This is a genomic window from Thermoflexus sp., from assembly GCF_025055495.1.
Classification (GTDB): Bacteria; Chloroflexota; Anaerolineae; order Thermoflexales; family Thermoflexaceae; genus Thermoflexus.
Window position 1 is genome coordinate 1 of sequence record NZ_JANWXB010000347.1, and the last position, 7,577, is coordinate 7,577.

Annotated in this window: 9 protein-coding genes; all 9 read right to left on the reverse strand. The window is 63.4% G+C overall.

Features of this window, described 5'->3' with window-relative positions; genetic code table 11:
- The coding region (locus NZM16_RS11195; protein WP_295480431.1) for a peptidoglycan DD-metalloendopeptidase family protein at nucleotides 1–1,220 on the reverse strand (1,220 nt) is incomplete at its 3' end.
- A gap of 275 nt (nucleotides 1,221–1,495) precedes the next feature.
- Nucleotides 1,496–1,966: a Zn-ribbon domain-containing OB-fold protein gene (locus tag NZM16_RS11200; RefSeq protein WP_295452241.1), complete on the reverse strand. Its 471-nt coding sequence runs from the start codon at nucleotides 1,964–1,966 to the stop codon at nucleotides 1,496–1,498.
- Between the two features lie 10 nt (nucleotides 1,967–1,976).
- Nucleotides 1,977–2,501, reverse strand: coding sequence for a Zn-ribbon domain-containing OB-fold protein (locus NZM16_RS11205; protein WP_295452243.1), 525 nt, complete (start codon nucleotides 2,499–2,501; stop codon nucleotides 1,977–1,979).
- A 181-nt stretch (nucleotides 2,502–2,682) separates the two neighbouring features.
- Entirely contained in the window at nucleotides 2,683–3,849 is a 1,167-nt protein-coding gene (locus tag NZM16_RS11210) for a thiolase domain-containing protein (protein ID WP_295452246.1), read from the reverse strand.
- 112 nt (nucleotides 3,850–3,961) lie between these two features.
- The gene (locus tag NZM16_RS11215; protein ID WP_295452248.1) at nucleotides 3,962–4,354 is read right to left on the reverse strand and encodes a type II toxin-antitoxin system VapC family toxin; all 393 of its coding nucleotides are present in this window, start codon (nucleotides 4,352–4,354) and stop codon (nucleotides 3,962–3,964) included.
- On the reverse strand, nucleotides 4,351–4,575 hold the full coding sequence (locus tag NZM16_RS11220) for a hypothetical protein (protein WP_295452250.1): 225 nt from the start codon (nucleotides 4,573–4,575) through the stop codon (nucleotides 4,351–4,353). The genes NZM16_RS11215 and NZM16_RS11220 overlap by 4 nt, the downstream gene beginning before the upstream one ends.
- A 226-nt stretch (nucleotides 4,576–4,801) precedes the next feature.
- On the reverse strand, nucleotides 4,802–5,968 hold the full coding sequence (locus NZM16_RS11225; protein ID WP_295480433.1) for a hypothetical protein: 1,167 nt from the start codon (nucleotides 5,966–5,968) through the stop codon (nucleotides 4,802–4,804).
- Between the two features lie 90 nt (nucleotides 5,969–6,058).
- Complete coding sequence (locus NZM16_RS11230) at nucleotides 6,059–7,084, reverse strand: ABC transporter permease (RefSeq protein WP_295480435.1); 1,026 nt, start codon at nucleotides 7,082–7,084, stop codon at nucleotides 6,059–6,061.
- Nucleotides 7,085–7,165: 81 nt separating this feature from the next.
- Nucleotides 7,166–7,577, reverse strand: a 412-nt coding sequence (locus NZM16_RS11235; RefSeq protein ID WP_295480437.1) for an ABC transporter permease, incomplete at its 5' end; no start/stop codon positions are given.

Here is a 7,577-nt window from a genome sequence, read left to right on the forward strand (position 1 = left end):
GCCTGCCAAGGGTTCACAAACCCGCCTGGCCCCCGGATCTCAAAGTGCAGATGAGGCCCGGTGGAACGCCCGGTGGAACCCACCAGCCCGATGGTAGCCCCCTTGGCCACCTGCTGTCCGCAGCCCACAAAGATCTGGCTGAGATGCGCATAATAAGTCTGATAGCCGTTCCCGTGGTCCAGGACGATCAGGTTGCCGTAGCCGACGGTGCTCCAGCCCGAATAGACCACGGTGCCCGCATCGGCAGCATACACGGGATCGCCCAGGCGACCTGCGAAGTCCACGCCCGGATGGTAGGCCGTGAAATCATAGCCGGAGCGCCAGCGGCTGTTGACCGGCCAGATGAAGCTCCCCGTGCCCAGCGGCGCGACCTGAACATTCGGGCAGGCCCCCGCCGGCATCCGTTTGCCCCCCGCGATCACCACGTAGGAGCGCCGAGGGGGCGTCCAGCCCATAAAGGGCCGCGAGCCGCCGGGGACAATCAACACCTGGCCGACTTGGGGCTCCCCCCCCTCCATCAGGCCATTCCACTCGGCATTCCGAATGGCATCCGGGGTGACCTTGTATTTCTTCGCGATTTCTTCCAGGGTTTCCCCTTCCTTGACCGTATGCAGGACCCCATCCACCGGCGGGATATTCAAAACCTGGCCGATGTCCAGCAGGTGAGGATCATCTTGAAGAACATCGTAGTTCGCCCAGAGGATGGTCTCGGGGCGCAGTTGGAACTTCTCAGCGATCCCGAAAAGTGTATCGCCGGCTTGAACCGTGTAGGTGATGATCCCCCGCCGGGGCCGTTCCGGGATCTCTGTATGCAGATCGAATTGGCGGATTAACAGCGCAGGGCCATTCCGACGGGTTCCGCCCAGGTAGGCGGAACGGCGGAGGAGGGCTTGCAGAACCTCCGGGGAGGCCGGCTCGTCCCGGGAGATCTCCGGAAGCTGAACCGGCTGAAGGAGCCATGCCGGAGCCGCCCGGCTCTGGGTCAGGGCCAGGTAGAGCAATCCCACGACCAGAACCAGGCCGATGTGCACACTGTAATGGGCCCATAGCGCGAGACTGAACGCCTGGGCTCTCTGAATCAGATCTTGCAGCCTTCTGAGTTGCTCTTGAAGCTGGACGGGCCAGGAATCCTGCCCATCACGGATGGAAGGGGTCCGCAGCAGGCGTCCCCATATCCTCCCAGAGCGGGAGGATTTCCGAACCGAGGGGTGGTGTTCCATCCCTGCATTCTCCTCAATTGGGGAGGGAGCAATGAAGTTCTGGCGGCTGATCCCCTCCCCTATGGAATCTTGAAACTCCTGATTGCCAGCCCTGGCCCGGATTCCGGCTGGAGGTTGCCCATATTATAGAGGGTCTTCCGATTCTGGGCAAGTCCATATTGTGAATAATATCACAAACGGGGAGGGGCGAAGGGCGGAGCCGGACACCTTCGGCGTCCGGCTCCGCCCTTAAAGCCCCCACGAGGAAATTCAAAGCGGTTGTCCAGAAGCCACCTTCAAAGACGACGGAACCCCAACAGATCTCGGATGCTTCCCACCCGCTCGGGGGGCGCTCGAAAGACTGCCTCCACCCGTATGCCGCTTTCCCATTCTCGATCACCGATCAGCTCGTGGACCAGAACCGCATCGGCGCCGTCCAGTCGGATCAACCCGATGGCCCGTGGGGAGGCTAAAGGAGCCCCATCGGGAGCCACATGCACACGCGTCCATGCGACCAACGTCCCCTGGGGACCGACCTCCACCCAGGCCTCCTCCCCCAGGGCGCCCAGGCAGCGCTCGCAGAACCGTCGCGCCGGGACGTAAGTATATCGACAGCGGGGACAGCGGGTTCCATAGATTTTCCCCTCCTGCAACCCGCGTAGCCAGCGTTCCCCGGCTACCCCCGCGGTATAGACCCCCTCCAGTCGGATGGTTCCTCGCCAGGCCCGAACCTCGTCCAGATGCTGAATGCGTTCGATCAGGGGCATCGGAACCTCCTCACTGCTCCAGAGGTCGGAAATAGCGGATATCGGTGATCGCGCCCTCCCGTTCCCCAGCGGGCTTCCAGACCGCTTGGACCCGCATCCCGATCCGGACGCGATTCAGGATCTCCTCCATGGTCTGGCCGACCTCCCCCAGCTTATGCATGATCCCCATCCCGGGGGAGGCTCCATCGATGGCGATCACCGCCGGGACCTCCGGGACCTCCAGACGGCGCATATCCCAGGAAATGGTGCACACGGAGAACGTCATCACGGTCCCCGTATCGGCCAGGGGCACCCACTCATCGGTAGGCCGGAAGCACTGTTCACAGAACATCCGAGGTGGGATCATCACCCGACCGCAGGCTCGACAGCGACGTCCGATCAGGCGGCCCGCTTTCAGTTCCGCCAGAAACCGCCCGACGGCCACCCCGGCGTCCCAGGCATATTCCCCGTGCAGCGGGGTCCGGGTGGTGCAGACCTGCCCCTGTTCCACATCCTCCGGCCGAAGGCCGGCAACGGGGTAGACCCATCGTTCCATCGCGCTCTTCCTCCGTGATAGCGATTCAGGCGCTGTCCCCCTGGAACGGCTTTTCCTCTCCGCTTCCGACCCCCTCGCGCTTTCTCCCGCCGTTCATCGGGGAGGAGACCTCCTCTCCGATTCGCTCCCCCTCGCCTCTCGGCGCAGGAGGGAGGGCAGCAGTGGGGGATGTCTCCTCGGTTCAGACCCCCAGGATGATCACAGTGCCCACCTGCATGAGATCGCCCCAAGCCTGGGCCAGGCCCCGTCGGGGCCGGCCGGGCACCTGGCGCTTGCCGGCCTCTCCCCGGAGTTGCCAGAAAAGCTCCGCTACTTTCATCAGGCCTGCGGCGGAGATCGGATTTCCAACCCCCAGCAATCCGCCGGAAGGGGTGACCGGCAGATCCCCATCCCGATTGGCGATCCCCAGGGCGACCAGCTCCGCTGCCTTTCCCCGATCTGCCAGGAGCAGTCCTTCCAGATGGTGCAGCTCTTTGTAATCAAAGGGATCGTAAGGCTCCACAATGTGGATCTCTTTGCGAGGCTCTTTAATCCCCGCCATCGCATAGGCTTTGCGGGCAGCCTCTTCCACATAAGTGGGATAGGAGAGATCCCGATTGGTCCAGTACTGGGTGTCCAGGGACCATCCCACGCCCTCGACCCAGACCGGCTGATGGGTCACCCGCCGGGCGATGTGTTCAGCGGCCATCACGAGGGCCACGGCTCCGTCGCTGGTGGGGGAGACATCGAGGCGCTGCACCGGCCAGGCCAGCACTTCCGAGTTGAGCACATCCTCCACGGTGATGTTCGGATCCCCCAGCTGGGCGGCGGGGTGGTCGGCGGCGTTCCGCTTGTTTTTCACCGCGACCATGGCCACATCCCGCTTGGTCAATCCGTATTTGGTCATGTAGGCGTTCATTTCCAGGGCGAAGATCCAGAGCAGATTGGGACCCAGCGGGCGTTCCAGGGTGGAATCGAAAATGTAATTAAAGGCGGCCTGCGGGTGGGGGTGGCAAGAGGACATTTTCTCTTCGCACACCACCAGCACGGTATCGAACATCCCGCTGGCGATGTGATACCAGCCTTGAATCGCCGCGAAGACCCCGGTTCCGCCGCCCACGAATCCCCGGATGGTCGGCTTGCCCCAAGCCCCCGCCCCCGGGCTCAGGTATTCGACCTTCATGTGGACACCGTCGAAGGCATCCGGGGCGGTGCCCAGGACCACGGCGTCGATCTGATCCAGGGTCATCTCGCAGGATTCCAGGGCTTTGCTGGCAGCCTCCCAGGCCAGCTCTTGCCCGGTCTCCAGAGCCCGGCGGACGAATTTGGTCATCCCGGCGCCTACGATGGCCACGCGTCGTCCAGCCATGGCGCGGTTCCTCCAGATGAGTTTTTGGAGGTCGGGGCGAGCGCCCCGAATTGCTTTGTCCAGTGATCAACTTCCCCATGGCCCTTTGGGCTATAGGGAAGGGGCCAGGTTGTCACCAGAGCGTCTCCACCCGCCCGGACTGGCGGATGGTCTCATCGTAGGTCACCAGCACTGCACCGTAACGCTGCGCGGTAGCCACGATCACCCGGTCGTGCAGATCCTCCAGCTCGGGAAGCTCCCGCACCAGGGCCAGCAGGCTGAGATCGAGGGGGACGATCTCGAATCTCCCCTCTCCCAGCAGCGTGGTGATGGCGATCTCCCAAAGGGGAGGGATCAGATCCTTCTCCTCAATCCGGACCAGTTCCAGCAGGACCACCACGGGGATCAGCCCTCTGGCTTCTCCGCGCTCGATCTCCTCCAACGCGCGGCGGGCGGCTGGGCTCAGCCGTTCATCCCGGGTGAGATACCAGATCAGGGCATGGGTGTCCAGGACGTAAGCTCTCACAGGGACCTCGGGTCAGGGGGGATCAGCTCGCGCCATTCCTGATCCCACTGGGCCTGGATCTCCCGCCGCACCTGTCGCACCGTTTCCGGATCCAGCCGCGGGCCAGGGAAAGGGGGAAGGTTGCGGCGGTAAGCGGCCAGGATGAGGCGGATCACATGCTTGAGCACGATGACCTCGCTTTCCAGTTGCTCCACTCGCGCCTGCAGTTCCTCGGAATGCATGAGCACCTCCGGCCGGTCCCCTGAGGATGCCCTTCGAGCAACGGGCTTCCTCTTCTCCTCGCCAATAGCGGAGGGACGCATAGGGTCGGATCGTGAGCGCTTTGCTCCTGCGGTCCTACCCCGGATGGCTCAATCCGACCACTGAGGGGGTAGCCCTTGCGTCCACGGCCGCGTTCTGACCCGGCCAGATGGAAGAACGGCTTGTGGATCGATCCGCTTCATCCCCTTAGGGCTCCCGGCTGAGGATGGCCACGGCCCCGGTGGCAGTGGGCAGTCCTCGCCATGAAGCCACAAGGGCCGTGTGGGCGTCCGGGATCTGTCGGGAGCCGGCCTCTCCCCGGAGCTGGAGCACCGCCTCCAGCAGTCGAGCCAACCCCGAGGCGTCCAACAGATGCCCTTCGCCCAGACAACCTCCGGAGGGATTCACAGGCAACTCCCCGCCGATCTCCGTGGCGCCCTCGGCCGTCCACCATCCCGCCTCCCCGGGGCGGCAGAGGCCCAAGGCTTCCAGATGCTGAAGCTCTTTATAGGCGAACGTGTCGTCTACCTCGACGAAATCAAAAGCCTGGCGGGGAGATCGGATCCCCGCCTGTCGGTAGGCGATCTCGGCCGCCCGGCGTAGGTAGCGCGCCCCCTCCCAGTCCCGGCTCTCCAGGGCATAGGAGTCCGTCGCCCATCCGATCCCCCGGATCCAGATGGGTCGATCCGTGAGGGATCGGGCGATATCGCCATGAGCCAGGACCAGGACGACACATCCATCGGCGGGCTCCGCCGCCATCCGCCGGGTCAGCGGCTCCGCCAGAGGTTCGCTGTGCAACACATCTTCCACCGAGAAGTTCGCTGGGAAGGCGGCGCGGGGGTTGCGCATGGCGTTACGCCGGTTCTTGACGACGACCTGGGCCACGTGCTCAAGCGGGGTGCGGGTGGCTTCCAGATAGCGGCGCATTTCCAACCCCGCGATGAAGATCGGGTGGACGTCCAGGGGGCGCTGGAACACGGGATCGAGGGCCAGTGCGGTGATCTGGGGGAGGTTCAAGATGTTGCTGGCCTTGCTGTGGGATTCGACCGCCAGGATGCGGGCGGCGCCGGCGGCGATTTGCATCACGCCCGCCGCCAGGGCCTGCAGGCCATCGCCGGCGATGGTGTGGACGGATTTCAAGACAGCCCCCATCTGATCGGGGACGTATTCGTCGCTGATGGCGACGCCCTCGTGGAAGTCCTCCTCCGCGGTGACCAGGCCGTCCAGGTCGCGGCGGGGATGGATCCCGGCATCCGCATATGCCATCGCCGCTGCCTCGAACATCATCTCACGGAACGAAAGGTCCGGGGAGATGGAGCGGAACCCGCTCCAGCCCACGCCGATGATGGCCACCTCGCTCATGAGACGTCCCATCCGTGGCCTCCCGCGAGGAAAAGAACGATGGTGAAACAAGGGGCGATGTCGGCATATGATGGTGCCGGCATCGCCTCCTGTCAAGCGAAGTTACTGCGTGCCGCGCATCCGTGGATCCAGGGCGTCCCGGAGGCCGTCCCCCAGGAAATTAAAGGCGAACATGGTGATGGCCAGGGCCAGCGCCGGCGCCAGGGCTTGGTTAGGGTAGGTGCGGATGGCCTGGGCGCCCTGAGAGATCATCAACCCCCAGCTCGGGGTGGGCGGGTTCACCCCGAGGCCGATGAAGCTCAGGAAGGCCTCGGTGGCGATGTAAGAGGGGATCGCCAGTGTCTCGGCCACAATCAAGGGCCCGATGATGTTGGGCAGGATATGGCGGAACATAATTCGGAGATGCCCGGCCCCGATGGCTCGGGCGGCCTCGATGAATTCCTTTTCCCGAACCGAGAGGACCTGCCCGCGGGCCAGACGGGCCATGTTCTCCCAAGCGGTCAGGCCGATGCCGACGAAGATAAAGAGCATTCCCCCGAAGGCCGCGTCGATCTTATACATCTGAATCCGGATCACATCCCAGATGGATCGAGGTTCCTGGGGGACTTGGCGGAAGAACACCATCAAAAGGATGATGAACAGGAGGCCTGGGAAGGCGTAGAGGACATCCACCAACCTCATCATAATGTTATCCAGGCGCCCCCCGAAGTAACCGGAGATCAGGCCATAGGTGGTGCCCACGATCAGGCTGATCAGCGCCCCCACAAAAGCGACCGTCAGGGATACCCGGGTTCCATAGATAATGCGGCTGAGGATATCTCGCCCTACGTAATCTGCCCCCAGGAGGTAACGGTCGCTGATACGAGCGTAAGGTTGCATGAAGGGAAAGACCTTTACCATCCAGGCGGGCACCTTATCCCGATCCGTGAGCACCTGCTTGTCATACGGATAGGGTGCGATCAGAGGAGCAAAGATCGCCATCAAGATCAGCAGAATCACAATTCCGATGCCCACCACCGCCGCTCGGTTGCGAGAGAGCCGATAGAGGGCGTCCTCCCAGAACCCCACCGGCCGGCGGGTTGGGACCGCCAGGGTCTCTGCGCCTCGACGCATGGCTTCTGTCGCCATTGTCCACCCCAAAATGCTGGAATCTTATTTCTGGCCGATTTGGATGTGCGGAGGACTGCCTTCCAGTGGCCCGGCTCATACCTATGTGTATCGGATGCGCGGGTCCAGGAAAGCGTAGGTGATGTCCACCACCAGGTTGGCGATCACCAAGAAGATCGCGTAAATCAGGATGGTTCCCATGATCACCGGATGATCCCGGTTGGTAATGCTGGTGACGAAATAGCGACCCAGCCCTGGGATACCAAAGATGGTCTCCGTCACGAAGGTTCCGGTGACCAGGGCGGCGAAGAGCGGACCGAGGACGGTGACCACCGGGATCATGGAGTTGCGCAGGGCATGCCGGACGATGATCAGCCGCTCAGCCAGCCCTTTGGCCCGCGCGGTGCGGATATAATCCTCCCGGATCACCTGGAGCAGGCTGGCCCGGGTGAGGCGAGCGATCAGAGCCGAACTGGCCAAACCCAGGGCCACCGACGGCATAATGGCATGCTGT